This is a genomic window from Oceanimonas sp. AH20CE76 (genome assembly GCF_039654065.1).
In the GTDB taxonomy this organism is placed as follows: domain Bacteria; phylum Pseudomonadota; class Gammaproteobacteria; order Enterobacterales; family Aeromonadaceae; genus Oceanimonas; species Oceanimonas smirnovii.
The window spans coordinates 878,751-905,178 of record NZ_CP155481.1; the positions used below are offsets into that span (position 1 = coordinate 878,751).

Consider the following 26,428-nt stretch of genomic DNA (forward strand, 5'->3'; position numbering starts at 1 on the left):
ATGCGCGCTTTCTCACAAAACAGGACTTCTGTTATGACAACTCTGGGTACCCCCCTCTCGGCAACTGCCACCCGGGTTTTAATGTGCGGCGGCGGTGAGCTGGGCAAGGAAGTAGTCATTGAGCTGCAGCGCTTGGGCGTTGAAGTGATAGTGGTGGATCGCTATGCCAACTCGCCGGCCATGCAGGTGGCTCATCGTTCCCATGTGATTTCCATGCTCGACGGTGCCGCCCTGCGCGCCGTGATAGAACAAGAGCAGCCGCATTTTATCGTGCCCGAGATCGAGGCCATTGCCACCGATACGCTGGCCGAGCTTGAGCGGGAAGGCTTTAACGTGGTGCCCACCGCCCGGGCCACTCAGCTCACCATGAACCGGGAAGGCATTCGCCGGCTGGCAGCGGAAGAGCTGGGGCTTGCCACCTCGCCTTATCGCTTTGCCGGCACCCAAGATGAGTTTCGCGCCGCCGTGGCCGAGATTGGCCTGCCCTGTGTGGTCAAGCCCATTATGAGCTCGTCGGGCAAGGGCCAGAGCACGGTGAAAACCGAGGCCGATATCGATGCCGCCTGGCATTATGCGCAGGAAGGCGGCCGCGCGGGCGGTGGCCGGGTGATAGTAGAAGGTTTTGTGGAGTTCGATTACGAAATTACCCTGCTGACCGTGCGCCATGCCGGTGGCACCCGCTTCTGTGCGCCTATCGGTCATGTGCAGGTGGACGGTGATTATCGCGAGTCCTGGCAGCCTCAGGCCATGAGCCCGGCGGCGCTGGCGGCGGCCGAAACCATGGCGGAAAAAGTCACCAGCGCCCTGGGTGGCCTGGGTCTGTTTGGCGTTGAGCTGTTTATTCGCGGTGATGAGGTGCTGTTCAGCGAAGTCTCGCCCCGGCCTCACGACACCGGCATGGTGACCCTGATTTCCCAGAACCTGTCGGAGTTTGCCCTGCACGCCCGGGCCATTCTCGGCCTGCCCATTCCCGCGATTCGCCAGTACGGCCCGGCGGCCTCGGCGGTGATACTGCCACAAGGGGAGTCCAGCCAAACCACCTTTGGCAACCTGAGTGAAGCCCTGGCCCAGCCCGATACGGATCTGCGCCTGTTCGGCAAGCCGGAAATCAACGGCCGCCGCCGTATGGGCGTGGCCTTGGCCCTGAGCGACAGCATTGACAACGCCCGGGAAAAGGCCCGCCGCGCCGCCGCCGCAGTTAAAGTAGAGTTTTAAGTTCTTAATCGTCTGTAGGTACGGGAAAACGTCGGCCAAAGGAACCACTTCGCGACACGCTTCAGGCCCCTCCCTGGGGCGCTCGACAAATGCATCTGACCGCCATGGATGGAGGGAATGCCGAAAATGCAGGAGCAATTTTCGGCCATGGCATTTGATCGGTTGCGAAGCGGCCACCTTTGGCCTCCTTTATAGAGGCCGGCACCACCCTAATCCCCTTGCACTTACAACCACACCCCCAGCAGCATAAAGGCCGGGATCAGTACCAGCAGCGGGCAACGGAACACGCGCAGTGCCAGCAAACCCAGCGCCGCCGCGGCCAGCGCCGGCGCACCGGTCACACTGGCCACAAACACCGGCTGATACAGGGCCGCCAGCAATAATCCCACCACAGCCGCATTCACTCCGGCAATGGCTCCGGCCATGCGCGGACTGGACGCCAGCGCCTGCCAGCCATTAATAAACGCCAGCACCAGTAAAAAGCCCGGCAAAAAGAGGCCAAAGGTGGCGACCAGTGCGCCCAGCAGCGGGCTGGCGGGTAATAACTCTGCGCCCAGAAAGGTGGCCAGGGTAAACATGGGGCCGGGCATGGCCTGGGCTGCGCCGTAACCGGTCAGAAACACTTCACTGGAAAGATCGTTTGCCAGCAGGTTCTGCAGCAGGGGCAGCACCACATGGCCGCCGCCAAACACCAGGCTGCCTGCCTGATAAAAGTCGGCAAACAGCCCCGCCGAGCCACCATGGGCCAGCAGCGGCAGACCCACAAACAAGGCGGCGAACAACAATAAAAACGGCCAGTTAATAAAGGCCTTGCGCACTGGCTCGCCGCTGTCGCGGGTAAGCAATATGGCTCCGACCACGGCGGCGGCCAGCAGGGCAATAAACTGGGCCAGCAACCCCGGCCAGAGCCAAAGCAGTGCAGCGGTTCCCACCGCCAGAGCCAGAGTCAGGTGCCGGCGACAGAACTGGCCGGCCATGGTCAGCACCGCATCGGCCACCACTACCAGGGCAAACAGCTTAAGGCCGTTTACCACTGCTGAGGTAACGGGTGAGTCGGCAAAGTGCCTGCCCAGCAGGGCCAGTGCCAGCATCAGCACAAACGAGGGCAGGGTAAAACCGATAAAAGCAGCAATGGCCCCGCCCAGGCCGGCGCGCTGGTAGCCGATGGCAAAACCCAGCTGACTGGAGGCAGGCCCTGGCAGGAACTGGCACAATGCCATCGTCGAGGCAAAGCGATCCTGAGGAATCCATCCCAATTTTTGTACAAAGTGGCGCTGAAAGTAGCCGATATGGGCAGCAGGACCACCAAAACTGACACAACCCAGCAGTAAAAATTGCCAAAATACGGACAGCATAAATGGCTCCGGTTAATCACGATGGGGTCATCATACTATCCCCATGATGACAGTTCATGTGCCGATTATTTATCTGTCTGAATGTGTTGGAACAGTTATTGCTTAACCCTGCTCGCAAACGTCGCTAAACGTATTGGTTCCCACCATCTGCTTTGGTAGTTATTCAGGTGAGGCAGCCGCCCCGGAGGTAAAGGCAGTGAGTAATAAGCAGCGAACCACACAAACGCAGTTCGCGCCATTGAGCGGAAAAATTCACCTGACAGGGGAAGAGGTATTTCCCCCCTATGATTTTTTTCAGCAAGAGTCTCCGCGCGAGCAGCAGCGTGAGCGCCTGCATAAGGCCATAGAGAGCTGCCGGGATGGCTGGCGACGCCGGCTTGAAGCCATGCTCTGCCGCAGTGAACTGAGCCTGAGCTGCCGTTTGCTGACGCAGGCCGAAGACGATGCCGAGACGCTTTATTTTGTGATGGAGCATCAATGGGATGGCCGGCTGCAGCGCTCTGCAGCCCTCTATATAGAGCACGCCACCCTGTATCAGCTGGCAGAAATGACCTTTGGCGGCATGCCCACAGACAGAGCAATGACATTGCGGGGGGTCTCTGAAACCGAGCGCCGGCTGGGCAACAGTTTATTGTCCATGTTGGCCGATAACCTGGTGGCACGAATATTGCCAGAAGCGGTACCGGCAAGCCCCCGTATGTTGGGATTCAAACCTGACATAGCGGCAGTGAGTTACCTGAAGTTCGAGATTCATTTTGCCGGCCGTCAGCTGAGTTGGGTGCTGGCACTGCCAGCACTGGAGGTTGCCCCTCAGGCACAGAACGAGCCGGTTATTACAGGGCTGGCGGTTGAGCTGAATGCCGGTTTGCCCGGGCTTAATACCCGTTTGTCAGTGCCCCTGGCCAGCTTTGAACTGCCTCTTGGCAGGCTGGCAGAACTGCGCGAAGGGGATGTGCTGCCCATTCATCTGCTGCAGGAGGTGGTGGCCCGGGCCGGCGATTTGCCGGTGCTGAAAGGGCGGGTGGCCGAGCGCGATGGCATGCTGGTGTTTGCCAGTCACGGATTCATAGATTGAGCTGTAACGGAGCAGTAAACAGATGAGCGAAATACAACATCAGGACATGGGACTGTTGCCGGGAGACGATCTGGACAGTCTGTTCAATGAAGCCGCCATGGAGGCAGAAGAAGCGGCTGCACCGGCTGCAGAGCAGCGGGGGCTGGATTATTTTCAGCAGTTGCCGGTCAGGGTATCGCTGGAAGTGGCCAGCGCCGAAGTGAGCCTGGGTGAGCTGATGCAGGCGGGTGAAGGTGCCGTGATTGAGCTGAATAAGGCCGTGGGTGAGCCGCTGGATCTTAAGGTGAACGGTACTCTGCTGGCGCAAGGGGAAGTGGTGGTGGCCAATGGCCGTTATGGCGTACGCCTGACCCGTATTGTAAACCGGCCCGCAAATCAGGCTGGAGCCAATGAAGCATAAGCCCTGGCTGGTTCTGCTTCTGGTCACTGTGCTGGTACTTCTGCCGGGGCAGGCTTTGGCCGATATGCCCTTGTTATCGGTTACCGGCCCTGACGGCGAAACGGAATACAGCCTGAAAATTCAGATTTTACTGCTGATGACGGCGCTGGGGCTGCTGCCGGCGTTTTTGCTGATGCTCACCAGCTTTACCCGCATTATCGTGGTGCTGGCAGTGCTGCGTCAGGCCCTGGGCCTGCAGCAAAGCCCGCCCAACCGGGTGCTGATCGGCATTGCCCTGTCGCTGACGTTGCTGATTATGCGGCCGGTATGGCAGGACATTTATCACAACGCCTTTGTGCCCTATGACAATGGTGATATCGGCTTTGAGCAGGCGCTGGTGACGGCAAAAGCGCCGCTGCAGACCTTTATGCTGGCCCAGACCCGGGAAACGGATCTGGAGCAGATCCTCAATATCGCTCAGGAGCCCACCGACCTGGCCCCCGAGGAGGTGCCTTTTGAGGTGCTGATCCCGGCTTTTGTGCTGAGCGAGCTGAAAACCGCCTTTCAGATTGGCTTTATGCTGTTTATTCCTTTTCTGGTGATCGATCTGGTGGTGGCCAGCGTACTCATGGCCATGGGCATGATGATGCTGTCGCCCCTGGTGATCTCGCTGCCGTTCAAGCTGATGCTGTTTGTGCTGGTGGACGGCTGGGCCATGACGGTGGGCACCCTGGCCCGCAGTTTCGGAGGCTGAATGACGCCCGAGCAGACGGTGGACATTATCAGTCAGGCGGTGCTGACCATTATCGCCATGGTCAGCGTGCTGATCATTCCCGGTATGGTGGTGGGGCTGGTGGTGAGTATTATTCAGTCGGCCACGCAAATTCAGGAGCAGACCCTGAGCTTTTTTCCGCGCCTGCTGGTCACTCTGCTGATGCTGATCTTTGCCGGCCACTGGCTGCTGCGGGAGCTGATGGAGCTGTTCGATATGCTCTACACCATTATTCCCGGAAGTCTGTGAATGACGCCTTTGCTCAGCCTGACCACTCCTGAGCTGATGGCCTGGATAGGCAAGGGCTGGTGGCCCTTTTGCCGGCTGGCGGCATTTTTCTGGGTGCTGCCGCTGTTTGGTGATGGCCACCTGAGTCCGCAAATCAGGCTGCTGTTTGCGTTTTCTCTGGCCATGGTGCTGATGCCGCTGCTGCCACTGGGACCGGCAATAGATCCGTTTTCCTTTGCTACTCTGGTGATCACTCTGGAGCAGCTGTTGTTCGGTGCCCTGCTGGCGCTGATGCTGCAGCTGCTGTTTACCGTGGTGACCATGGCCGGACAAATCCTGTCGATGCAGATGGGACTGGCCATGGCGGTGATGAACGATCCGGTGAACGGCGGCTCTGCACCGCTGATCGGCCAGTTGTTGTGGATCTTTGTGGCCTTGCTGTTTCTGGCCTGGAACGGTCATTTGCTGGCGCTGGATGTGATTGTAGAGAGCTTTCGCAGCTGGCCTGTGGGCCATAGTCTGACCGAGCTGGATTTGTCAGTGCTGGTGAATCTCGCCGGCTGGATGTTTGGTGCCGCCCTGCTGCTGGCGCTGCCGGCGGTGATTGCCATGCTGCTGGTCAATATCACCTTTGGGGTGATGAACCGCAGCGCGCCTTCGCTCAATATCTTCGCCCTCGGCTTTCCCATGACCATGATGCTGGGGTTGGTGTCGCTGCTGCTGATGCTGGCCAATATTCCTCAGCGTTATCTGGAATTCAGTCAGGACGTGTTTGATCTCATGCGCCAGTGGAGTTTGTAAATGGCCGGGCAGGATTCTTCTCAGGATAAAAGTGAGCAGCCTACCGAGCAGCGCAAGCGCAAGGCCCGTCGTGAAGGCCAGATAGCCCGCTCCAAGGATCTCAATACCCTGGTGTTGCTGTTGCTTGGCGGTGTGGTGATCTGGTGGCAGACGGCGGCGCTGGGGGCGTTTTTCCGCCGGTTATTTACTCTGGCGATGGAGCTGCCGGCGGCGGCCACGCGGGAGCCGGCGCGTATGCTGGAGCTGCTGGAGCAGGCACTGATGGCCACCCTGTGGGCGCTGCTGCCGGTGTTTCTGACTATTTCCGTTTTGCTGTTGCTGTCGGGGCTGGTACCCGGCGGTCTGCTGTTTTCCTGGGACAGCCTGCAGCCCAAACTGACCCGGCTTAATCCGCTCTCCGGGCTTAAACGCATGTTTTCAAAGCAGACGCTGGTGGAGTTGTTCAAATCCATGCTCAAGGTCACTCTGCTGGGGGGCACGCTGGGTGTGCTGCTTTACAGCCAGTGGGAACGACTGGTATTTCTTGGGCGCATGCCGCTGGAAACCGGTTTTGGTCAGGGTCTGGGGCTGCTGGTGCTGGCAGTGTTGAGTCTGTGCGCGGCGCTGGCGCTGATTGCCGTTATCGATGTGCCCTTTCAGAAATGGTCGATGAACCAGAAGCTGAAGATGACCAAACAGGAAGTAAAGGAAGAGCAGAAAAACACAGATGGCCGCCCCGAGATTAAGCAACGCATTCGCCAAATTCAGTTTCAGATGGCCACCGGCCGCATCGAGCAGCGAGTGCCCGATGCCGATGTGGTGATTGTTAACCCCACCCATTACGCGGTGGCGCTCAAGTATGATCCCGAACGGGCCGACGCTCCCTTTGTGATTGCAAAGGGCACCGATGCGCTGGCCGCGCGTATTCGCGAACTGGCCCGGTTGCACGATCTGGAGATCATTAGTCTGCCGCCCCTGACCCGTGCTCTGTATTACTCTACCCGGGTGGATCAGCAGGTGCCGGCGGGTCTGTACAGTGCCGTGGCCTATGTGCTGACCCATGTGCTGCAGCTCCAGGCCTGGCGGGACGGGCGAGGGCGCAAGCCCGGTGCTCTGCCTGATTTCAGTATTCCCAAGAAATATCAACATTAAGAGGTGAAGTGTGAACTGGAAAGGCCTTAGCCGTCCTTATATGGCCGTCCCCCTGCTGCTGATTGCCGTGCTCGCCATGGTGATTCTGCCTCTGCCGCCCTGGCTGCTGGACGCCCTCTTTACCTTTAATATTGTGCTGGCGATCATGGTGTTGCTGGTAGCTGTATCGGCGCGCCGGCCGCTGGATTTCTCGGTATTTCCTACCGTGCTGCTGGTCGCCACCCTGATGCGGCTGACCCTGAACGTGGCCTCGACCCGGGTGGTGCTGCTCAGCGGCCATGAAGGGGCGGGGGCCGCCGGTAAGGTAATCGAAGCCTTTGGCGAGGTGGTGATCGGCGGCAACTATGTGGTGGGCATGGTGGTGTTCGTGATTCTGATGATCATCAACTTTGTGGTGATCACCAAGGGCGGCGAGCGCATCTCGGAAGTAGCGGCCCGCTTTACCCTGGACGCCCTGCCGGGCAAGCAGATGGCCATTGATGCCGATCTGAATGCCGGTGCCATCGATCAGGAGCAGGCCCGCAACCGCCGGCAGGAAGTGGCCCGGGAAGCAGACTTCTACGGCTCCATGGACGGTGCCTCCAAGTTTGTGCGCGGTGACGCCATTGCCGGCCTGTTGATCCTCTTTATCAATCTGCTGGGCGGCTTCATGATTGGCATGTTCCAGTATGAACTGAGCGCCGACGAGGCTTTTCAGCGCTTTGCCCTGCTGACCATAGGTGATGGTCTGGTGGCCCAGATACCCTCATTGCTGCTGGCCACCGCCGCCGCCATTATCGTGACCCGGGTCAATGACGACAGCGATATGTCCACTCAGGTGGGCCAGCAGCTGCTGGCGTCGCCCCGGGTGGTATGGACCGGGGCGGCCGTTATGCTCATTCTGGGGCTGGTGCCCGGCATGCCGACCTTTGTGTTTCTGCTGTTTGCCGCCGTGCTGGGGTATGTGGCCTGGCGACTGCAGCAGGCCGATGGGGCAGCCGATGATTCGCTGGAGCAGGCGGAGCAATTACTGGCGCGGGAGCAGGATACTCATCCTGCTCTGGGCTGGCAGGATCTGCCCCAGGTTGATCTGCTGACCCTGGAGCTGGGCTACCGGCTGGTCAATCTGGTGCATGAAGAGCAGGGGGCTCCGTTGCTGGGGCGTATTCGCGGCGTACGCAAGAGCCTGTCGGAACAGGCCGGTTTTTTGTTGCCCGAAGTGCGGGTGCGCGACAACCTGCAACTGGCACCTCAGGAATACCGCATCAAGCTGGCCGGGGTGGTGATGGCCAGTGGCAGCGCCGACGGTGAGCGCATGCTGGCCATTAACAAGGGCGAGACCTATGGCGAAATAGACGGTGAACTGACCCAGGAGCCCGCCTACGGCATGCCGGCAGTATGGATTGAGCCGGGTAACAAGGCCAAGGCCCTGAACTACGGTTATGCGGTGGTCGATTCCGCCAGTGTGGTGGCCACCCATGTCAGCAAGCTGATGCGCGAGCACCTGCCGGAATTACTGGTGCTGGATGATGTGACTCACTGGCAGGAGCGGCTGCAGCAGCAGGCACCCAAGCTGGCGGGCTTGCTGACAGAAGCACTGCCGCCGGTGCTGCTGCTCAAAGTCTTCCGTGCGCTGCTGAAAGAGCAGGTCAGTCTGGCAGATGTGGTGACCATTGCCACCGCTTTGGTGGAAGGGGCTGGTATTACACAGGACCCGGTATTGCTGGCGGCGGATGTGCGCTGCGCCCTGAAGCGGGTAATAGTGCGCCAGATTATGGGCGAGCGTGACGTATTAAGCGCCTTTACCCTGGCCGACACCCTGGAGCAGACCCTGCTCAGTGCCCTGAGTCAGGCCCAGCAGCAAAATGCCAAAACCAGTATCGACAGTTTTCCGGTAGAGCCCAACCTGCTGTCTCAGCTGCAGCAAAAAATGCCGTCGGTGACAGAAACGTTACAGGAGCAGGGGGTGCCGGCAGTGCTGCTGGTGATGCCTCAGTTACGTCCGTTGCTGGCCCGCTATGGAGCTGTCTTTGCCAAGGGGCTGAAAGTGCTTTCCTATAATGAAGTACCCGAGCATATTCAGATTGATGTGGTAGGTACGCTGGGATGAGTAAGATGTGAACACAAAATGCGCAAATTGTGTTCGCTCCGGTAATAGCCGCACTAAAAATGTTGTATTAGGCTTGCAACCATCCGGTTTATTTAGTCAAATGCTGGCGCACTAAAATACTGTTGCTGATGACAAGGGCAAACTGCGTGAAAACGCAGGACGCAAAGCTTCCGGTCTAAGGGAAATTACTTCCTATGATAGCGGGGTCGCCAAGGCAGGTTACCTTTCTGGCGTTTCGCCACCTGTAAAACCTTTCTCAGCGTTATTCTCATCCTGGCCGGGCCGGTGTTTTTTGCCGGTTTAAATGACACAACACAAGATGAATAAGCTAGCAATACTTAAAGGCATCGCCTGCCTGAGTGTATTGCTGGGCAGCGCTGCAAGCTTGGCTAATTACGTGACCGAGCTGGATCAGGCTGTCTGGCATGCCGAGCGAAGAGCATCTCGCTGCGTACTTGAACATGTCATCCACGATGTCGCCCGTGCCCGCTTCAGTCCCGGCTCCGACAAGCGTCCTTTACTGACAGTGACCTGGCATGCCCGTGGCATTCAGGGCGGGCCGGCTGTACTGACCGTTGTGCCTGCACCCTGGCAACAGCTGCCGGAGCTAAGTTTGAGCCAAAGCCAATGGCAGAACCAGACACTGATCTTCAGCCAGCAGGTGCCTGATGCACTGACTGCATTGGCCAACGGTCGCTGGCTGGCCATTACCGAGCCGGGCAATCCGCGTCGCATTGTGATTCCCAGTATTCATTTTCAGCAGGCTTACAGTGAATATCGCCGGTGCCTTGGCACCGGCAGTGCAGAGCCTGTTGCAGATGACAGTGGCCTTATCCTGAATTTTCAGTCTGGTGCCCGCGAATTGAGTGCCGGGCAGCAGCATCAGATTGCGGCACTGGCGTCGCGCATTAACACGAACGAGCCGGTTTCCCTGCTGCTGGAGTCTTATACCGACAACAGCGGCTCCGCGTCACTTAATCTTGAATTATCCCGTCAGCGGGCGGAACAGGTGGCAGCTGAATTGCGCCGTTTTCATCCTGCTCTGCCTATCACCATTCGTGCGTTTGGCGAGGCTTATCCGTTAGCCGAAAACACCACTCCTGCCGGACGTTATCAAAACCGACGTCTTGTTATTTCTCTGCTCAAGGTGGAAAAAGCATCATGAACTCAAGTTGTTACTCTTCCTCTTTGCTCTGGCTGATCTCAAACAGTGGTATGCCTGACAAGTGCTGTGATGCCTTACGCAAGGCGGGCTACCAGTCTGAGCCGGCCACAGTGCAGACACGCAGTGAACACAAGCCTGCGGTGATCCTGATGGACAGCGACCTGGGAGCCGGTTTTATCGAGCAGATCCAGTTACTGAGCAGCCGGTTTCCGCAGGCAGTGATCCTGGCCATGGTGGAGCAGGGTGAAAGTGCGCTGGCCGGAGAGGCCCTGCGCGCCGGCGCCAGTGATTATGTGCTCAAGCCGTTTCAGCCCAGTCAGCTGCTCAGAGTGCTGGGCCAGAGCCTGGCGCTGCGCAATAGTACCGGTGACATGGTGGTACGCTCGCGGGCCGGTTTGCAGGTGCTGCAACTGGCGTACCGGGCCGCACAAACTCCCGCTGCCGTGCTGATAGGCGGTGAATCGGGGACCGGCAAAGAATGTCTGGCCCGTTATATCCATCAGGTTTCCGATCGCAGTGAAGGGCCCTTTGTGGCGGTCAACTGCGCCGCCATTCCCGAAAGCATGCTGGAGGCGGTGCTGTTTGGTTACAGCAAGGGGGCTTATACCGGTGCGGCTCAGGCTCAGGCGGGCAAGTTCGAGCTGGCCAACGGCGGCACCCTGCTGCTGGATGAAATTTCCGAAATGCCTCTGGCGCTGCAAACCAAGCTGCTGAGGGTATTACAGGAAAAGGAAGTGGAGCGGCTGGGCAGTCATCAGAAAGTTAATCTGAATGTGCGCATTATTGCAGCCTGCAACAAGGATCTGCGGGAAGCGGTCAGCGCCGGCGAGTTCCGGGAAGATCTGTTCTACCGGCTGGATGTATTGCCGCTGAGCTGGCCGGCACTGAGAGAACGGGCGGAAGATATTATGCCCCTGGCACGTCACTTTCTGCACAAATACGGCCAGGGTGAGTCGTTTAGCTTCACCGTGGAAGCAGAGCGGGCGCTGCTCAGCTATCCCTGGCCCGGTAATATTCGTGAGCTGGAAAACGTGATTCAGCGGGCGCTCATTCTGGCCCGCAGCGCCATTATTGATATACCGGATCTTATGCTGCCCGATGCTGGCCAGGGCCGGGCTGCCAACGTCTTGCTGCCGCTCAGTCAGCCGGTAGCGGAAAAGGTGGCTGACGGACTGCAGGCCAGCCGTCAGCGTGCCGAGTTTGATTATGTGCTGCAGATATTGCGCCAGCACAGCGGGCATCGCTCCCGCACCGCCGAAGCCCTGGGGCTGACCACCAGAGCACTACGCTACAAGCTTGCAGCCATGCGTGAGCAGGGCATTGATATTGACCGCGCCTTAGGAGCCTGACCATGACTATTTCCCCCGAAAGCGCCCAGCAGGCAATGCTGGTTCGTCTTAATCAGCTGCAGCATCAGGCTCAGGGCGGGGTCACTATTACCCCTGCCGCAGAGCAGGGCAGTTTTGGTGACATGATGAAAACCACGGTACGTGCCATTAATCATGAGCAGATGCAGGCGGCCAGTCTGATGACGGCGGTGGAAACCGGTGCCAGTGAGGATCTGGTGGGCGCCATGCTGGCCAGCCAGAAGGCGGGCCTGAGTTTTTCTACCCTGGTGCAGGTGCGTAATAAAATGATGACGGCGTTTGACGACATCATGCGCATGCCGCTGTAAGGAGTTGTGATGGCACAAGCAAGCACACTGATGGCTGCCGGCCAGCCGTTTAAAACCGGATTTGGCAAGGCCCGTTCCCGCTGGCAGGGATTGTCTGATCATCATCGGCAGGTGATTTTACTGGGTAGTCTGGCACTGATGATAGCGGTCGCTGTGGTGGTGTTTCTGTGGCAGGCGGGGCGCAGTTTTGTTCCGCTTTACGGCAAGCAGGAACTGTACGATCAGGCACGCATCGTGGAGGTGCTGGAGCAGGAGCAGATTCCGTTCCGGCTGGATGCTCACAGTGGCCAGATCCTGGTAGATGAAGCGCTGCTGGGACAGGTACGAATGCAGCTGGCTGCTCAGGGGGTTAAGGCCATGCTGCCTGCGGGCATGGAGGAGCTGGCTCAGGGCACCGGGTTTGGCACCAGTCAGTTTATGGAAACCCGCCGTTATCGCCATGCCCTGGAAGGCGAGCTGGCGCGCACTATTATGGCGCTGGACTGGGTGCGGCAGGCCCGGGTGCATCTGGCCATGCCCGAACGAACCCTGTTTATTGGCCGGGCGGAGCAGACTCCTACCGCTTCCGTGATGCTGGATGTGGTACCGGGGCACGGGCCGGATCCGGCGCAGGTAGAAGGGATTGTCAATCTGGTGTCCGGCAGCGTGCCGGGCATGACGCGTGATAAGGTGTCGGTGATTGATCAGCGTGGCCGGGTGCTCAGTGATGAGCTGACCATGAACGGCCAGAGCCGCGGCCTGAGCCTGCGCCAGGTGGAATACAGCCGCCAGCTGGAGCAGCAACTGGCCCAGCGCGCGCGGGATATGTTGTATCCGGTGCTGGGTGGGAATAACTTTCGCGTGCAGGTCACTGCCGATCTCGACTTTAACGCAGTGGAAGAAACCCGGGAAAGCCTGGATAAAACACCGGTATTGCTGCGGGAAGCCGGCAGTGAAAACCGCACTCAGAACAGCCTGGAACTGGGTATTCCCGGCGCGCTTTCCAACACGCCGCCGCAAACCGACGCCGAGAGTGAAAATACCGACAGCAAAGACAACCAGAGCCAGCGTGAACAGCGGGAATATCAGCGCCAGTTCGAGAGCGGCCGCTCAGTGGTGCACACCCGTTATCAGAGTGGCCGTATCAAGCAGCTGAGTATTTCCGTGTTGCTGAACCAGAGCGCGGCACCGGAAGGCGGCTGGGATCAGCAACAGCTGACTCAGCTGGGGCAAATGGTGCAGGGGGCGGTAGGGTTCAGCCAGGCGCGCGGCGACAGTTTTGCTTTGTCCAGTTTTGATTTCGCGCCGCAAGCCGTGCTTACCGAGTTTCCGGAGCAGCTGGCCTGGTGGCAGCAGCCACAAACTCAGGCTTATGCCCGTTATCTGATCGGTGCTTTTATGGTGCTGGCGATATTGCTGCTGGGCGTGCGGCCATTGATACGCCACCTGGGCACTAATCAGAAAGCGGCGGCCCTGCGTGAGCTGCAGGCAGCGCTGCCCGACGCTGGTGAGCATGGTTCCTCGGCCGCTCTGCCGGGGCAGATGGCGTCTGTTGAGCGGGCAGGACCACACACCACACTACCCTGGGAAGCGGATGAGCGGGAGTGGCAGCTGCCGCCGCCGGGCAGTGAACTGACAGTGCAGGTTACTCACCTGCAGCTGCTGGCCGAGCGTGAAACCGACAGAGTGGCGGAAGTTATCAAACACTGGATTAAAACATCATGAGCGAGCAGCAGACTGAACAGATCACCGGCCTGAATCTGGAAGATATTGAAAAAGCAGCGGTATTGCTGCTGAGCATGGGAGAGTCTGCCGCCGCCCGGGTGCTGCAGCGCCTCGACAGGGATGAAGTCAATCAGGTGACTACCGCCATGGCCCGCCTGAGCGGGGTCTCGGCAGACTCTGCCCGGGGGACGCTGCAGGAGTTTTTTGATCTTTACCGGCAGCAGAGTGGCATTAATTCGGCATCGCGGGAATACCTTGAGCGAACCCTGGATCTGGCGCTGGGTGAAAAGCTGGCCCGCGGCTTGCTGGACTCCATGTACGGTGATGTGGTGCGCCATGAGATTCAGCGCTTGCAGTGGGTACAACCCGAGCTGCTGGCACGTTTTCTGCAGCAGGAACATCCCCAGATGCAGGCGGTGATCCTGGCATTTTTGCCTGCCGACTCTGCTGCTGCCGTTCTGTCTTTGCTGCCCGGGGAGAGCCATGACGAGCTGCTGCTGCGTGTGGCCAACCTCAACGAGGTGAGTGAATTCGTGGTGGTGGAGCTGAAGGCGGCGCTGGCCCGCTGTATGGAGTTTGTGGCGCACAATGCCGGTGCCCGGGTTGACGGGGTGCGGCAGGTGGCCGACATCGTCAATCGCTATCAGGGTAACCGGGGCGAGCTGATGGAGCTTATCAAGCTGCATAATGCGGAAAAAGCCGGCGATATTGAACGCAATATGTATGACTTTACCAGCCTGGCCAGGCAAACACCGGAAACCCTGCAACGCATTGTGCAGGATCTGCCGGTGGAGGTGCTGGGGCTGGCGCTGAAAGGTGCCGAGAGTCAGGTGCGCCGGGCCATGCTGGAAGCCATGCCCAGACGTATGGCGCAGCAGATGGAGCAGGATATGCTGCGTCAGGGTGCCGTAGCGGTAAGCCGGGTAGAAAATGCCCGTCAGGACGTGATGAACCTGGTGCGTGAGCTGGCTGAACAGGGCGAGCTGGAATTCCAGCTGTATGAAGAGCAGGTGGTGAACTAGTGAAACGACACTTCCGAAACGGGAATATGCCGGTTGCCTACCGCCGTTATCGCTTTCCGCCGCTTTATGGGGAGCCTCAGCAACCGGAGGCCAGTCAGGAGGAAGAGCAGGCGGCTTACAGCGAAAGTCTGGAGCAGGGTTATCAAGATGGTCTGCAGCAGGGACATGCCGCTGGTCTGGAGCAAGGCCGGCAGGAAGGACTCAGGCTGGGAATGGAGCAGGGCATTGAGCAGGGCCGGCAGCAGAGTCTGGCTCAGCTGCGGGAGTTACAGCAAAATCTGGCTGATGAGCTGCGTCAGTGGCAAAGCAGCGCCGAGCAACAATGGCAGCAAGTGTCGTTGTCAGCACTGCACCGCCAGCGGGAGCAGTTGTGCCAGCTGGTGGAAGAAGTATCACGGCGGGTGATCCGCTCCGAGCTGACACTGAATCCGCAGCAGGTGCTGGTGATAGTGGAAGAAGCCCTGAGCGGCATCGACAGCCGCACCCAGGAGCTGCAACTTTTTGTGAACCCGGATGATCGCGCCCGGCTGAAGGAAATCGGCATCACCGAGTGTCAGGGCTGGGCGCTGCATGAAGATGCGGCATTGGCGCCGGGAGATTGTCGCATCGAAACCGAAACCCTGACCCTGGAAGCGCTTACCGAAGAGCGTCTGCAAAAGGGCATAGCGCGGGTGGCCCGAAGCCTGGAAAGCAGTGATGAGCCTGCTTGAGCACCGGCTGCAGCTGGCCCGGGCGGCACTCAATGACGAGCTGGATATCGGGCAGGTGTATGGCCGCCTGCTGCGGGTAACCGGTAATTTACTGGAGGTATCCGGCTGCCGGCTGGTGATGGGGCAACGCTGCTTTATTGATACCGACGGCGGCGGCGAGCTGGAAGCCGAAGTGGTGGCGCTGGATCGGGAACAGGCCATGCTGCTGCCGCTGGGTACCCCTTCGGGTCTGTATGCCGGTGCCCGGGTGCGCCCCTGTGCCAGTGAGGCCAGCATACCGGTGTCGTCTCTGGCGTTAGGCCGGATTGTTGACGGCCTGATGCGGCCGCTGGATGGCCTGCCTGCCATCAAGGGGCAGCCGGTGCCCTGGCAGTCCGCCATTCCTAATCCGCTGTTGCGCCGGCGGGTAAGCGAGCCTCTGGATGTAGGGGTGCGTGCTATTAATGCCCTGCTGACACCGGGCAAGGGCCAGCGGCTGGGACTGTTTGCCGGCCCCGGCGTGGGCAAGAGCGTACTGCTGGGCATGATGGCCCGTTACACTCAGGCCGATGTGGTGGTGGTGGGACTGATTGGCGAGCGGGGCCGGGAAGTGCGTGAATTTATTGATGACTGCCTGGGTGAGCAGGGCAGAGCCAAAACCCTGGTCATTGCCGCTCCGGCGGATCAAAGCCCTCTGCTGAGAGTGCGGGCAGCGGAAAGTTGCCACCGGGTAGCGGAGTATTTTCGGGATCAGGGCAAGGATGTGCTGTTGCTGATGGATTCACTGACCCGTTATGTGCAGGCCCGGCGAGAGATTGGACTGGCGGTGGGAGAGCCGCCGGTGGCCCGGGGGTATCCGCCTTCTGCCTTCAGCGCCCTGACCGGGCTGGTGGAGCGGGCTGGCAATGGCGAACAGCAAAGCGGCAGCCTGACCGCGTTTTATACCGTGCTGGCGGAAGGTGACGATCAGCAGGATCCGGTGGCTGATGCGGCACGGGCCATTCTGGACGGTCATGTGGTACTCAGCCGGCAACTGGCGGAGCAGGGGCATTATCCGGCTATTGATATCGGCGCGTCGATCAGCCGGGTAATGAGCAAAGTAGCCACTCCTGAACACCTGGCGCAGGCGGTGCTGTGCAAGCGCTGGTTTGGGCTTTATCAGCAGGTACGGGAGCTGCTGCCCCTGGGCGGCATTCAAAGTGGTAAAAGCCGGGAAACTGATGAAGCCATTGCAGCTTATCCGGCTCTGACGGCGTTTTTGCAACAGAGCGAGCACGAGCCGGTCAGCCTGCAGCAAAGTTTGCAGCAACTGGCGGAACTGACAGGTAACCACAATGCGCAGACACCTGATTAACCAACAGAAAGAGCAGCTCACCAGCCTTATTCAGCAGCGCGATAACCTGCAGCAGCGGGCACAACAGCTGCAGCATCAGCACCAGGCGCTGTTACAGGCCAGAAGCGGACTGGCGGCAGTGCCGGCGGGCGGGGCACTGGGCTTGCTCAATCAAGGTCATATACGACAACAGCTGAATGCTGTGATTGACGGCCACCGGCATCAGCTGGCTGCAGCACAGCAGGACAGCGAGCGCCTGCAGCGGCTGAGCCGGCAGCAGGCGGGTAAAATCAAGGGGCTGGAATTACTGGAGCAAAAACGGGCGGAGCAGTATCACCGCGAACAGCAGCGGCGGGAATGGGAGGCTCAGCTGGAGTGGTGTGTCAGGCCGGCTGATAAACGGCCTCGGTAACGCCCAGGCGATGCTCCAGCCATTCTTTCTGACTGGCCAGCAGCCGGCCGTTGCTGTCGTTGAGGGCACGACACAGGCGCGCTTGCTGCTGTAACGACTGCCAGAGCAGGCCCAGTTTTTCCGCCAGCGGAGCGGGCAGGGACCGGCACAATTGCTCGGGAGAGACGACACCCAGTCCGGCCTGCAGCGTTTCCCGCCTCGCCGCCAGGGCAGCCAGCTGGCTGGTCAGGGTCATTTGTTTGGGGTTGTGGCTCAGCAGCCCCTGATGATCCTGGCCGGTAAGCAGACGGGCCTGATGTTGCAACATGCGGTGCAGGCGCTGATAGCCCTCCAGCTCCTGTTGCAGGGCCTGCCAGATTTCTTTCAGGATCTGTTTGCTCATCGGCGATGCAGCTCCAGTACCGCCTCAGACAGGGCATCCAGATCCAGCGGCAGTTCGCCGTTGGCGATGGCCTGACGTAATCGGGTGACCTTGTCCATGTCCACTTCCGGCAGTTCGTTCAGGGTTGCTTTGGCCTGCTGCAGCAGGCCCAGCTCCGGGCTGAAGGCGGTTTGCTCTGTAGAAGCGGCAGCAGCTTTGCCGGTGCTGCCCGCCGGTGCGTCACGCTGTGGTACCAGACTCAGTGGTGCAATACGGTGAGGGCTGATTTTCATACTATTTTCCATGATTAATGCGGCTGTTAATAATGAACGACCGGGCCAGAGCAAAACTTTAACGCAAGCTTTGCACCCGGTTTTCGGCCACGACCCGGGCCTGAATGACCGTTTGTGAGCCGACATTGCGCACTCTGATCAGTTCTCCTTTGCTGCCATTTTCCAGCGCCAGCCCCGTGGTGGTAACAACAAACCCTTCGCCGCCGGCGGCAATGATTACCTGCTCGTTCTTCTTCACCATCCATAAAGGGGCCAGCAGTGCCGGATACAGAGGGGCACCGGCAGGCAGATCCCGCAACAGTCGTTGCCGGGGCGGTTTGCGCCCGGCCACAAAACCACGATACAGCCGCTCGAGACTCAGACTTTGCAGGCGCACTGCTGCCGGTGTCAGCTCCTGATCCCGGCGTAGACGCTCTTTGGCCACCCATACCGGCATTTGCACATTGACTTCCACCCGTGCCCGTGTGCTCCAGCCCGACTTATCGGGGCAGTGGATCAACCAGGGCACCCGCCCCCAAGGCTCATCATCTGCCCGGGCTGCTTCAAACTGCAAGGCCTGAGTACATTCCGGCAGATGTTCAGCCCCTGCAGGCAGCCAGGGACTGAATTGAGCCTGATAAGGCAGCCAGTCCCGTTCGGCGGCATAGTCAGCCAGCCGTTGTTCGGCTGCCCTGACCAGTTCATTGGCCAGCTCAGCACGGACTGAAAAACTGAGCATGAGCATCAGCACCAGCAGGTACTTTCCGGGGGGAAAACGCCTTTCCCGAAGTAAGCCGGGAATGGTGTTGGTATGTTTATAAGTGTTTGTCATTAAAGGTTTTTTATATTTGGCATAAAAATTGAAAGACAATGATGAAATCAATATGAGTGACGTGAAAGGTACAGCAAATGGCACTGGGATTCGACAAGGCGCTGGGTATTCATCCCCATGCATTATCGCTCAGGATGGACAGAACACAATTACTGGCCGGTAATCTGGCCAATGTGGATACCCCCGGTTACAAGGCCAGGGATATTGACTACAAAGCCGTACTGCAACAGACCGAGAGTGCCCTGCGTGAGGGCGTGAGCCAGCCGGGCCTGGCGTCCGGGCCTCTGTATCGTGTGCCCTATCAGCCGTCTCAGGACGGCAACACGGTAGAGCTTTCCGTTGAGCAGACCGCCTTTGCCGAAAATGCCATGGACTTTCAGACCAGTCTGACCTTTATGAACATCAAACTACGGGGCCTGCAGCAGGCCATAGAAGGACGGTAATTATGTCGTTTAGCGGAATATATGACATAGCCGGCAGCGCCCTGCAGGCGCAGACCAGTCGTATGAATACAGTGGCGTCCAACCTGGCTAATGCCGGCTCGGTGGCGGCCAGTGAAGAGGAAGCCTACCGTGCTATCAAACCGGTGTTTGCCACTTTGTATCAGCAGACCCAGGCCGGTGAGCTGGCTGGTGCCAAAGTGAATATAGCGGGTGTCTTGCCCTCGGATCGCCAGCCCGAGCAACGTTATCAGCCGGATCATCCTCTGGCCAATGCCGACGGCCATGTGTATTACGCCGGCGTGAACGTCATGGAAGAAATGGCCGACATGATGTCTGCCTCGCGCAGTTTTGAGTCGGCGGTGGAAGTGATTGGCCGGGTGAACAGCATGCAGCAGGGCCTGCTGAATCTGGGGCAGCGTTAATCATGGCACTGGCAAGCATTAACGGCCTGGACAGCGCCGTCAGCAACTCGAAAAACGGCATAGCGCCTGCCGCCGGTGGTGGCGGTGTCAGTGATCTGCGCAGTGAATTTCTGCAGATGATGGTAGCCCAGATCAATAACCAGGATCCCCTCAACCCGCTGGATGGCACCCAGTATGTGACCCAGCTGGCGCAGTTCAGCATGGTGGAAGGCATTGAGCAGATGAAAATGCAGGCCCAGCAGCAGGCTACCCTGCTCGACACTCTGCAGGTGCTGGGCAGCACCTCCCTGATGGGGAAAAAGGTAACGGTACCGGTGCAGTCCATCAGTCTGGCGTCGGCGGAAAGCCTGAGCGGCACCATACCGGTGCCGGCGGGTACCGAGCAGCTTTCTCTGGAAGTTTATGACCAGAGCGGGCAGCGGGTTCATCAGCAGGAATGGCGTAATCCCGCCGGTGATCAGGACTTCAGCCTTGCCGAGCTGCCGGCGGGTGAGTACGAATTCAAGGTAGTGGCCAGCCGTAAGGGAGAGAGCCTGTCGTTGTCACCCCATATGGCACGCACCGTTGAAAAAGTCAGCCTGCCTGCCGGTGGCGGCGACATCATGCTGGGGCTGGCGGGTGTGGGCCAGATGTCATTGTTCCAGGTGACCGAGTTCGGTCAGTCTTAATCGCTTAAGGAAATCAGTTATGTCCATGAGTATCGGCCTGAGCGGCCTGCGGGCCACCAGCGAGTCGCTGGGAGTGATCAGCCATAATATTGCCAACGTATCCACCGCCGGCTTCAAGAGCGCCCGTGCGGAATTTGCGGCTGTTTACGGCGGCGGTCAGCCCGGTGGCGTTGAAGTGAATAATGTCTCTCAGAATTTTGATCGCGACGGTGATGTAGTGAACACCGGCCGCGCCCTGGATCTGGCCATTTCCGGCAACGGTTTCTTTATGACCAGTCTGAACGGCCAGACGGCCTTTACCCGGGCCGGTACCTTTAACCGGGATGCCAATAATTACATTGTCAGCGGCAACGGCATGCGCCTGCAGGGCAACATGGTCAATGAGGCAGGTGAGTTGCAGCAGGGCGTGATTGAGGATTTGCGGGTTGACGGTGCCGGTCTGCCGGCCAAGGCCAGCACCCGGGTCGACTTTACCGCCAACCTGAAGGCGGATGCGGAAATTCCGGCCACGGCATTTGATGTGGAAGATGCTACCAGTTACAACTTTTCCCAGTCCAGTGAAGTATTTGATTCACTAGGCACACGTCATGTGATGACCCAGTACTTTGTAAAAACCGGTGCCAATGAATGGCAGCAGCACTTTTATGTGGACGGAGAACCGGTAAATCCGGCACCGCCTCCCGCGCCACCCGCACCGGCACCCGCCAAGCCCGGCTCATTGCCCGGTGTTACCATGACTTTTGACAGTGAAGGCAAGTTTTCCAGTGTGACCGGTACCAATGCAGTGGTGCATCCAACGGATGCGAAGCTGAGTCAGATCTCTCTGGCCTTTACGCCCAATGGTGGTGCTAATCCGGTAAATGTAACCATGTCTCCTGCTGCCATGACTCAGTACGCCGGCGAGTTCAGTGTGTCCCGCAACCAGCCCGACGGTTATACCGCCGGTGAGCTGGCGGGCATTCGCTTTGAATCCAACGGTGATATGTATGCGGTATTTACCAACGGTCAGGATCAGATCAAGGGCAAGGTAGTCATGGCCAACTTCGCCAACCCCAATGGCCTGCGCCAGGGCGATGGCACCAGCTGGCACCAGAGCTTTGCTTCCGGCGCGGCTGTCATGGGGGATCCGGGCACCGGTACTCTGGGCACCCTGACCGCCGGTGCCTATGAAGGCTCCAACGTCGATCTGACCGGTGAGCTGGTCAACCTGATGACCGCCCAGCGTAACTATCAGGCCAACTCCAAAAGCATCAGCGCCGCCGACAAGATGACGCAGGTGCTGTTCAACTCCTTCTGAGGCCGCTGAATGGATCGTTTGCTTTATACCGCCATGTCCGGGGCCCAGCACGCCATGATGGCTCAGGGCATTCGCGCCAATAACCTGGCCAATGCCAATACACAGGGCTTTCGGGCTGATTATGAGCAGGCCTCGGCCCGCTTTCTTGAGGGGGATGGGCTGCATACCCGGGCACTGGCCCAGAGTCTGCCCGCCGGCACCAATATGGCGGCCGGGCTCCTGCAGCAAACCGGCCGGGATCTCGATATCGCCATTCAGGGAGAAGGCTTTATCGGGGTTCAGAGCGGGGATAACAACGAAGGTTATACCCGGGCCGGCAATATGCTGATCAGCCCGGAAGGTGAGCTCACTATTAACGGCCATGCGGTCATGGGAGAAGACGGCCCTCTGGTGCTGCCCGAGTTCAGCAAACTGGAAATCGGCAATGACGGCACCGTCAGCCTGACCCCGCCCGGAGGCGGAGCTCAGATTGAAGGCGGCCGCATCAAGCTGGTACGTCCTGAAGAAGGGCAGCTGAAAAAGGGGCTGGATGGTCTCTTTTATGCCGACCAGCCCGGTCCATTGCCCGTGGATGAAAATATAGTGCTCAAGCAGGGCTATCTGGAAGGTGCCAACGTCAATGTGGTGGAAGAGATGGTACAGACCATGGCACTGGGCCGGCAGTTTGAGCTGCAGGTGCGCGCCATGAAAACCGCCGATGACCAGGCCCGGGCCGGTGCCCGCCTGATCCGCGGCAGCTGAGCTTCGGTCATTTAACGAATTGAAACAGGATACATAATCATGCATGCAGCCCTGTGGGTAAGCAAAACCGGTCTGAGCGCACAGGATGCGCGCATGACCGCCATTTCCAATAATCTGGCCAACGTCAACACGGTAGGTTTCAAGCGTGACCGCGTGGCCTTTGAAGATCTCTTTTATCAGGTGCAGCGTCAGCCCGGTGCGGCGGCGGATCAGCAAAACCAGATCCCTACCGGTATTCAGATGGGGAACGGCGTCAAGGTGGTGGGTACCCAGAAAGTATTTACTACCGGCAGTTTTCAGAATACCGGCCAGGAGCTGGATATGGCCATTGTGGGGCAGGGCTTTTTTCAGATTGAGCGCCCCAACGGTGAGCTGGCATACACCCGTAACGGCCAGTTTCACCGTAATTCTGAAGGGCTGATGGTGAATACCGACGGTCTGCCGCTGGTGCCTCAGATTGAGATTCCGGAAAACGCCATCAATGTGACAGTAGGTACCAATGGTATCGTCAGTGCCACTCTGGCTGGCCAGGCCGAGCCCCAGGAGCTGGGTCTTATCACCCTGGCCAATTTTTCCAACCCGGCCGGACTTGAGGCCATGGGCGGTAACCTGTATCGCCAGACCGGCGCCTCCGGTGAGCCGATGGAAGGGCAGGCCGGTGATGAAGCACTGGGCACCCTCAAGCAAGGGACGCTGGAAGGCTCCAATGTGAACGTGGTGGAAGAAATGGTGGACATGATCACCACTCAGCGCTCCTACGAGATGAACGCCAAGGTGGTCTCGGCGGCGGATCAGATGCTGAAGTTCGTCAGTCAGGCATTGTGATGAACATATTGCGCCATTTGCCGGCGGTCGCGCTGCTGATACTAAGCGGCTGCACCACCTATGAGCTGGTTCCGCCAAAGCCGGGTGAGGATGACTGGGCGCCCACACCGCCCACAGTGCCGGCTCATCAGCAGGCCCGCCATGGCAGTGCTTTCAGCAACGGCACCATGATTGCCCTGTTTCAGGACAGACGTGCCTTTCGGGTGGGTGACATGCTGACGGTGCTGCTGCAGGAGCGTACTCAGTCCAGTAAAAAAGCCGACACCAGCCTCGATAAAAGCAGCAGCATTGATATTCCGGTGCCGCTGGTGGGGCGCAAGCTGCGCACCAACCTGACCGCCGAGGCCAGCGCCGACCGTGACTTCAGTGGCTCAGCCAGTGCCAGCCAGCAGAACACTCTGTCCGGCTCCATTACCGTCACCGTCTCGGAAGTGCTGCCCAACGGCGTGTTGCGGGTAAAGGGAGAGAAGTGGATTCGGCTGAACCAGGGGGATGAATATGTACGTCTGCAGGGGCTGGTTCGCCTTGATGATATTGACAGCCAGAACCGGGTGCCGTCTCAGCGGCTGGCCGATGCCCGCATTACCTATGCCGGTCGCGGTGCGCTGGCCGACAGCAATCAGGCGGGCTGGCTGTCGCGGTTCTTTAACAGCAGCTGGTTTCCTCTGTAGGAGCTGAGAATGAAGTATTCGTTTTTGATCATACTGAGCCTGCTGCTCAGTGCCCTGACGGCACCGGCACAGGCCAGTGAGCGGCCGCTGCTGGATGTGGTGGACGTGCAGGGCATTCGTGACAATCAGCTGGTGGGTTATGGTCTGGTAGTGGGCCTGTCGGGCACGGGCGATCGCAGTCAGGTGAAATTTACCGGCCAGTCCATGACCAATATGTTGCGCCAGTTTGGTGTGCAGCTGGAAGACGGCACGGATCCCCGGCTGAAAAACGTGGCGGCGGTGTCGGTGCACGCCACTCTGCCGGCGCTGGCCGGTCGCGGCCAGACGCTGGATGTGACTGTGTCTTCCATCGGCGATGCCAAAAGCCTGCGTGGCGGCACTCTGCTGCTGACCCCGTTGCGTGGCGTGGACGGCCAGGTGTATGCCGTGGCCCAGGGCAATCTGGTGGTGGGCGGCCTGAAGGCAGAAGGTAACAGCGGCTCTTCCATTACCGTTAACGTACCCACAGCCGGGCTGATCCCCAACGGTGCCTTGATCGAGAATGAAATTCCTTCCAGCTTTGTCAGTGAGCCGGTGGTGACCCTGAATCTCAAGGATGCCAACTTTCGCAGTGCCCGTAACGTGGAGCAGGCCATTAATCAGGTGTTTGGCCCTGATGTGGCTCAGGCCACCGGCCCCCGTGCCATTGAGGTAAGAGCACCGGCAGATGCCCGCCAGCGGGTCACTTTTATGTCAATGCTGGAAGATGTGCGCGTTGATATGGGGCCAAAGCGGCCCAAGGTGGTCTTCAACAGCCGCACCGGCACAGTGGTGGTGGGACAGAATGTCAAGGTGCGGGCCGCTGCGGTCAGCCATGGCAATCTGACCGTGACCATTACCGAGCGATTTAATGTGAGCCAGCCCAATGCTTTCTCGCAAGGGCAAACTGCGGTCACGCCCGAGTCGGATCTCAAGGTGGAGCAGGAGCCGGGCGAGATGTTTGTATGGCCCGAAGGCACAGAGCTGAATGAGATAGTGCAGGCGGTGAACAGTATCGGTGCCAAGCCGGATGATCTGATGTCGATCTTGCAGGCGCTGGATGAAGCCGGTGCCCTGGAAGCTGAGCTGGTCGTGTTGTAAGGAATAAAAATAATGAAAACCGAACAGAGCCAATACCTTAACTGGCAGGGGCTGGATAACATCAAGCGCCAGTCACCGGAGCAGGGCTTGAAGCAGGCCGCCGAACAGTTTGAAGCCATGTTTCTGCAGATGGTACTGAAAAACATGCGTTCCGCCACCGATGCCTTACGGGATCCCGACAGCCCTTTTGCCCCGGGCCCGCAGCAGACCATGATGCGCGACTGGCACGACGGTCAGATTGCCATGAACCTGGCTTCCCGTGGGCAGACCGGGCTGCGGGAGCTGATGGTGAATCAGCTGGGGGGCCTGTTAAAGACACCGGCTGCCACGGTCGCTAATAACGGAGAGACTTCCCTTGCCGCCTTCAGCCAGCCGCTGCGGGTGGCCAAAAACGGATAACCAGGAATGGCGATGATCAATAACGGCCTGTCGGGCCTGCAGGCAGCCCAGGCGGCGCTGAATACCATGAGTCAGAACGTGGCCAACGTAAATGTGCCCGGCTATACCCGCCAGGAAGTGCAGCTGGCAGCCCGGCAAAGCGGCTTTGGTGTCATGGGTGGCAGTGGTGTACAGGTCACCGGCATGCGCCGGGTGGCGGATGAGTTTCTCACGGCTCAGTTGTGGCGGGCCGAATCTGAAGCCGGCGAGCGCCGGCAGGTCAGTGATTATCTTGGCCAGATGGAAACCGTGCTGGGCAGTGAGGACAGCAGTCTGCTGCCCGGCCTTAATCAATTCTTTGCCGCCCTTAACGGTGCTGCCGAAACGCCCCAGAGCATGGCTCCCCGCCAGCAGATTATTGCATCGGCCAAAGCCCTGACTCAGCGTTTCAATCATCTTGGCAGTCAGCTGGATGCCCAGGAGCGCCGGGTGCTGGATCAACTGGATGCGACCAACAGCCAGGCCAACAGTCTGTTAACTCAGGTGGCGGAGCTGAACCAAAAAATCAAGTCGGTGGGTGCCAGGGGCGGTAACGCCGGTATTCTTCAAGACAGCCGCGATGAAGCGTTGCGTCAGCTGGCCGGACTGGTGGATATTCGTACCGCTCAGCAGGCCGATGGCACTATTAATGTGAGTCTGGAGCAGGGCCAGCCGCTGGTGCTGGGTAGCCAGGCTGCACAAATCAGCCGGGACGATACGCGCGTATCGGTCCATTTCAGCGGTCAGGATTACCCGCTTGACGGCAGCACAGGCGGCAGCCTGGGAGGCCTGATGCTGCACCGGGAGCAGCAACTGCAGCCGGCCCGCAATGAAATGAACCGCATTGCCGAAGAATTTGCCACTCAGGTCAATCAGCAGCTGGCCAAGGGAGTGGATCTCAATGGCCAGCCCGGTGCCCCCCTGTTTGAGTTTACCGCCGGTGATGCTGCCGGCAGCCTGAAGGTGCCCGATGATCTGACGCCGGAGCAGCTGGCGCTGGCCGCGGGTGCCGGCGGCCCGGGCAATAATGATAATCTGCAAACGCTGCTGGGGCTGGAAGATGCCAGTTATGAAAGTTATCGCTCGCTGGTGGGTGATCTGGCCATTACCAGTGCCCAGTGGCAGGCCGATGCCGCTGCATCCGATAATATTCGTACCGAGGCTCAGGCCCGTCGTGACGGTGTCAGTGGTGTTAACCTGGATGAAGAAGCCATGAACATGATGAACTATGTGCAGAATTATCAGGCCAATGCCAAGGTGATTGGCACTGCCGATCAGCTGTTCAACACCCTGCTCAACATGATTTAACGGGAGT

The 26,428-nt window shown here is 59.1% G+C and carries 30 protein-coding genes and 1 riboswitch; of the genes, 26 read left to right on the top strand and 4 right to left on the bottom strand.

Annotation, left to right across the window (positions count from 1 at the left end; all coding sequences use genetic code 11):
- Positions 1-33 precede the first annotated feature (33 nt).
- Positions 34-1,215, top strand: coding sequence for a formate-dependent phosphoribosylglycinamide formyltransferase (purT, locus tag N2M06_RS04225; protein WP_346351706.1), 1,182 nt, complete (start codon positions 34-36; stop codon positions 1,213-1,215).
- A 224-nt stretch (positions 1,216-1,439) separates the two neighbouring features.
- Here the strand turns inward: purT and chrA are convergent, their stop codons facing one another.
- Positions 1,440-2,570 carry a chromate efflux transporter gene (chrA, locus tag N2M06_RS04230; RefSeq protein WP_346351707.1) on the bottom strand — a complete coding sequence of 377 codons (1,131 nt, stop codon included), beginning with the start codon at positions 2,568-2,570 and terminating at the stop codon, positions 1,440-1,442.
- 238 nt (positions 2,571-2,808) lie between these two features.
- On the opposite strand from chrA, the gene N2M06_RS04235 reads away from it, so the two are divergent.
- The 15 genes from N2M06_RS04235 (at position 2,809) to N2M06_RS04305 (ending at position 17,045) form a co-directional block, all read left to right on the top strand.
- A complete protein-coding gene (locus tag N2M06_RS04235) occupies positions 2,809-3,645 on the top strand; it encodes a FliM/FliN family flagellar motor C-terminal domain-containing protein (RefSeq protein WP_346351708.1) in 837 nt (278 codons plus the stop codon).
- A 22-nt stretch (positions 3,646-3,667) separates the two neighbouring features.
- Entirely contained in the window at positions 3,668-4,045 is a 378-nt protein-coding gene (gene fliN / locus N2M06_RS04240) for a flagellar motor switch protein FliN (RefSeq protein WP_346351709.1), read from the top strand.
- Positions 4,046-4,109: 64 nt separating this feature from the next.
- Positions 4,110-4,778 (top strand): flagellar type III secretion system pore protein FliP, encoded by a 669-nt coding sequence (gene fliP, locus N2M06_RS04245; protein ID WP_245541359.1) that lies wholly within the window; start codon positions 4,110-4,112, stop codon positions 4,776-4,778.
- Positions 4,779-5,045 (top strand): flagellar biosynthetic protein FliQ, encoded by a 267-nt coding sequence (locus tag N2M06_RS04250; RefSeq protein WP_019933411.1) that lies wholly within the window; start codon positions 4,779-4,781, stop codon positions 5,043-5,045. It abuts the gene before it with no gap.
- Positions 5,046-5,825, top strand: a complete 780-nt coding sequence (fliR, locus tag N2M06_RS04255; protein WP_019933412.1) for a flagellar biosynthetic protein FliR — start codon at positions 5,046-5,048, stop codon at positions 5,823-5,825.
- On the top strand, positions 5,826-6,956 hold the full coding sequence (gene flhB, locus N2M06_RS04260; protein ID WP_346351710.1) for a flagellar biosynthesis protein FlhB: 1,131 nt from the start codon (positions 5,826-5,828) through the stop codon (positions 6,954-6,956).
- A gap of 10 nt (positions 6,957-6,966) precedes the next feature.
- Positions 6,967-9,045 carry a flagellar biosynthesis protein FlhA gene (gene flhA / locus N2M06_RS04265; RefSeq protein WP_346351711.1) on the top strand — a complete coding sequence of 693 codons (2,079 nt, stop codon included), beginning with the start codon at positions 6,967-6,969 and terminating at the stop codon, positions 9,043-9,045.
- Positions 9,046-9,171: 126 nt separating this feature from the next.
- Positions 9,172-9,259, top strand: a riboswitch (cyclic di-GMP riboswitch).
- A gap of 105 nt (positions 9,260-9,364) precedes the next feature.
- A complete protein-coding gene (locus tag N2M06_RS04270; protein WP_346351712.1) occupies positions 9,365-10,210 on the top strand; it encodes an OmpA family protein in 846 nt (281 codons plus the stop codon).
- The gene (locus tag N2M06_RS04275) at positions 10,207-11,559 is read left to right on the top strand and encodes a sigma-54 dependent transcriptional regulator (RefSeq protein ID WP_346351713.1); all 1,353 of its coding nucleotides are present in this window, start codon (positions 10,207-10,209) and stop codon (positions 11,557-11,559) included. Before N2M06_RS04270 ends, N2M06_RS04275 begins: the two co-directional genes overlap by 4 nt.
- Positions 11,560-11,561: 2 nt before the next feature.
- A complete protein-coding gene (gene fliE, locus N2M06_RS04280; protein WP_019933417.1) occupies positions 11,562-11,885 on the top strand; it encodes a flagellar hook-basal body complex protein FliE in 324 nt (107 codons plus the stop codon).
- 9 nt (positions 11,886-11,894) lie between these two features.
- Positions 11,895-13,589: a flagellar basal-body MS-ring/collar protein FliF gene (gene fliF, locus N2M06_RS04285; RefSeq protein WP_346351714.1), complete on the top strand. Its 1,695-nt coding sequence runs from the start codon at positions 11,895-11,897 to the stop codon at positions 13,587-13,589.
- Positions 13,586-14,611, top strand: coding sequence for a FliG C-terminal domain-containing protein (locus tag N2M06_RS04290; RefSeq protein WP_019933419.1), 1,026 nt, complete (start codon positions 13,586-13,588; stop codon positions 14,609-14,611). Before fliF ends, N2M06_RS04290 begins: the two co-directional genes overlap by 4 nt.
- A gap of 26 nt (positions 14,612-14,637) precedes the next feature.
- Positions 14,638-15,321: a FliH/SctL family protein gene (locus tag N2M06_RS04295; RefSeq protein ID WP_346351715.1), complete on the top strand. Its 684-nt coding sequence runs from the start codon at positions 14,638-14,640 to the stop codon at positions 15,319-15,321.
- On the top strand, positions 15,308-16,654 hold the full coding sequence (locus tag N2M06_RS04300) for a FliI/YscN family ATPase (protein ID WP_346351716.1): 1,347 nt from the start codon (positions 15,308-15,310) through the stop codon (positions 16,652-16,654). The genes N2M06_RS04295 and N2M06_RS04300 overlap by 14 nt, the downstream gene beginning before the upstream one ends.
- On the top strand, positions 16,635-17,045 hold the full coding sequence (locus N2M06_RS04305; protein WP_019933422.1) for a hypothetical protein: 411 nt from the start codon (positions 16,635-16,637) through the stop codon (positions 17,043-17,045). The genes N2M06_RS04300 and N2M06_RS04305 overlap by 20 nt, the downstream gene beginning before the upstream one ends.
- Here N2M06_RS04305 and flgN read toward each other — a convergent pair.
- From flgN to flgA, 3 genes are read right to left on the bottom strand one after another with little or no spacing between them, the layout of a single operon-like run.
- Positions 17,017-17,427, bottom strand: a complete 411-nt coding sequence (gene flgN, locus N2M06_RS04310; RefSeq protein WP_346351717.1) for a flagellar export chaperone FlgN — start codon at positions 17,425-17,427, stop codon at positions 17,017-17,019. The genes N2M06_RS04305 and flgN overlap by 29 nt on opposite strands.
- Positions 17,424-17,699 (bottom strand): flagellar biosynthesis anti-sigma factor FlgM, encoded by a 276-nt coding sequence (gene flgM / locus N2M06_RS04315; protein WP_019933424.1) that lies wholly within the window; start codon positions 17,697-17,699, stop codon positions 17,424-17,426. Before flgM ends, flgN begins: the two co-directional genes overlap by 4 nt.
- A 58-nt stretch (positions 17,700-17,757) precedes the next feature.
- Positions 17,758-18,510, bottom strand: a complete 753-nt coding sequence (flgA, locus tag N2M06_RS04320) for a flagellar basal body P-ring formation chaperone FlgA (protein WP_346351718.1) — start codon at positions 18,508-18,510, stop codon at positions 17,758-17,760.
- 77 nt (positions 18,511-18,587) lie between these two features.
- On the opposite strand from flgA, the gene flgB reads away from it, so the two are divergent.
- From flgB to flgK, 10 genes are read left to right on the top strand one after another with little or no spacing between them, the layout of a single operon-like run.
- Positions 18,588-18,953: a flagellar basal body rod protein FlgB gene (flgB, locus tag N2M06_RS04325; protein ID WP_019933426.1), complete on the top strand. Its 366-nt coding sequence runs from the start codon at positions 18,588-18,590 to the stop codon at positions 18,951-18,953.
- 2 nt (positions 18,954-18,955) lie between these two features.
- Entirely contained in the window at positions 18,956-19,375 is a 420-nt protein-coding gene (flgC, locus tag N2M06_RS04330) for a flagellar basal body rod protein FlgC (protein WP_346351719.1), read from the top strand.
- 2 nt (positions 19,376-19,377) lie between these two features.
- Positions 19,378-20,043, top strand: a complete 666-nt coding sequence (locus N2M06_RS04335; RefSeq protein WP_346351720.1) for a flagellar hook capping FlgD N-terminal domain-containing protein — start codon at positions 19,378-19,380, stop codon at positions 20,041-20,043.
- Between the two features lie 19 nt (positions 20,044-20,062).
- The gene (gene flgE, locus N2M06_RS04340; RefSeq protein WP_346351721.1) at positions 20,063-21,340 is read left to right on the top strand and encodes a flagellar hook protein FlgE; all 1,278 of its coding nucleotides are present in this window, start codon (positions 20,063-20,065) and stop codon (positions 21,338-21,340) included.
- 9 nt (positions 21,341-21,349) lie between these two features.
- Complete coding sequence (locus tag N2M06_RS04345) at positions 21,350-22,081, top strand: flagellar basal body rod protein FlgF (protein ID WP_346351722.1); 732 nt, start codon at positions 21,350-21,352, stop codon at positions 22,079-22,081.
- Positions 22,082-22,120: 39 nt separating this feature from the next.
- Complete coding sequence (gene flgG / locus N2M06_RS04350) at positions 22,121-22,906, top strand: flagellar basal-body rod protein FlgG (protein WP_019933431.1); 786 nt, start codon at positions 22,121-22,123, stop codon at positions 22,904-22,906.
- Positions 22,906-23,577: a flagellar basal body L-ring protein FlgH gene (gene flgH, locus N2M06_RS04355; protein ID WP_346351723.1), complete on the top strand. Its 672-nt coding sequence runs from the start codon at positions 22,906-22,908 to the stop codon at positions 23,575-23,577. Before flgG ends, flgH begins: the two co-directional genes overlap by 1 nt.
- A 9-nt stretch (positions 23,578-23,586) precedes the next feature.
- Positions 23,587-24,696, top strand: a complete 1,110-nt coding sequence (fgIL, locus tag N2M06_RS04360; RefSeq protein ID WP_346351724.1) for a lateral flagellar basal body P-ring FlgIL — start codon at positions 23,587-23,589, stop codon at positions 24,694-24,696.
- A gap of 12 nt (positions 24,697-24,708) precedes the next feature.
- Complete coding sequence (locus tag N2M06_RS04365) at positions 24,709-25,095, top strand: rod-binding protein (RefSeq protein WP_346351725.1); 387 nt, start codon at positions 24,709-24,711, stop codon at positions 25,093-25,095.
- A 6-nt stretch (positions 25,096-25,101) separates the two neighbouring features.
- The gene (gene flgK / locus N2M06_RS04370; RefSeq protein ID WP_026344610.1) at positions 25,102-26,421 is read left to right on the top strand and encodes a flagellar hook-associated protein FlgK; all 1,320 of its coding nucleotides are present in this window, start codon (positions 25,102-25,104) and stop codon (positions 26,419-26,421) included.
- Positions 26,422-26,428: the final 7 nt, after the last annotated feature.